The sequence below is a fragment of the Bacillus sp. 05T31 genome, assembly GCF_056396725.1.
In genome coordinates this window covers 1-1,586 of record NZ_JBFTMA010000855.1, presented here as the reverse complement: position 1 = coordinate 1,586, position 1,586 = coordinate 1, and the positions used below count along the sequence as shown (strand labels likewise).

The 1,586-nt window shown below is 38.2% G+C and carries 2 protein-coding genes; both read left to right on the top strand.

Annotation, left to right across the window (positions count from 1 at the left end; genetic code table 11):
- Positions 1-270 precede the first annotated feature (270 nt).
- Positions 271-651 (top strand): hypothetical protein, encoded by a 381-nt coding sequence (locus AC1DJR_RS29220; RefSeq protein ID WP_477004168.1) that lies wholly within the window; start codon positions 271-273, stop codon positions 649-651.
- A gap of 406 nt (positions 652-1,057) precedes the next feature.
- Positions 1,058-1,586 (top strand): recombinase family protein (locus AC1DJR_RS29215; protein ID WP_477004167.1); only part of this gene is annotated, 529 nt, incomplete at its 3' end.

Below are 1,586 nucleotides of genomic sequence, written 5' to 3'. Positions count from 1 at the left end.
TCACAGCTGTTAACACGAAAATAAAAATATATAAAAGAAAAGTTTTTAGGAGGGGGTCTAATACACTACAGTACTTAAAAAAGAAAAACAAAATAAAAAAGAACCCCCCCTTAAAAAAATATACCTTATATATATAATATAAATATAAAACTAATAATTATATATTATATATATAGTATTATTTATTAATAGTTATATAGTATGTAATACTATTAATGGTTTAAGGTTTTCGTTTTAGGGGTTTGATTTTCTGAGTCAGGAGGTTTGGAGATGACCAGAATTGATGGCTATGTTTCAAAGAAGACGATACGACTATGGCTGGAGAATTACGAATCGCTGGCTGTAGGTGATCGGTTCCCTGATGCACCGCCTAGCTTTACTGGACCTAGTGCCCAGGACGGGAAAGGTGATGGGCGCTTGAATAAGATTGTGCTGGATCAAGCGATTAAACAATTACCGAAGAACATGAAATACTTAGTGCTTGCTCGGTATGTGTACAAGATTCCTAGAAGGAATACATTACGGACTATGAATATTACTGCGAAAGTATATTACACACGCTGTAGACAAGCCGTGGATTTATTACACATGAGTATTAACGGTGACATGGTTGGCATAAGAAGTTTAATAAAAAAGTTGTACGAGGCTTGACAAGATGTGGTCATAGTAGGTACAATTTATGTTAGGATGGTGAAATTGTGTCCTACTCCAGTATTAAATAATACGCATAGCCATGAGGCCCGTCATTGGGGTATCATGGCTATTTTTATGTCCGTTGGATTGGGCTGACTGTGGTGTATATAGTAGGTAGAAACTAAGGTGACTACTGTAGTAGTTATCTAACTGTCGGCAACACGAAAGGTGAAACCGATGGGTATTTTTATCAGCCGAGCTCGCTGAGAGAGAAGGGTCTTTGAAACTCAGGGGGTCATAATCATTTATATCGGTTTCATAACTTAAAGGTTTTGACACCGTTTTGACGATGTGATAGTATCAAGGTATCAAACGGTGTCGTAACTTAGAGTCATTAGTTAGCGCCGAAAGGGAGCTGATATGAATGAAATACGGATACGCAAGGGTARGTACAATTCACCAGGACTTAGAAACACAGATCCAAACGTTGGAGAAGGAAAGTTGCAATACGATTTATTCAGAGAAGTTCACTGGCACTAAAGCTGATCGACCTAAGTTCAAGGAGTTGCTATCAATACTGGAGTCAGGTGATACCTTGGTAGTTACTAAGCTGGATCGTTTTGCTCGTTCAACTGTAGATGCGATACAGACTGTGAGAGAACTGTTTGAAAAAGGTGTAAAGGTTCACGTACTAAACATGGGGCTGATAGAGGATACACCGACAGGACGTTTAGTATTCAATGTTATGAGTGCGTTCGCTGAGTTTGAACGTGACATGATTGTTGAACGAACACAAGAAGGTAAGGCCGTCGCTAAACAACGTGCAGACTTTAGAGAAGGTAGACCGAAGAAGTATAACAAGAAACAAATTGAGCATGCATTAGGCTTATTAGATAAGCATTCATATACGCAAGTAGAAGAAATGACTGGAATCAGTAAAAGTACATTAATAC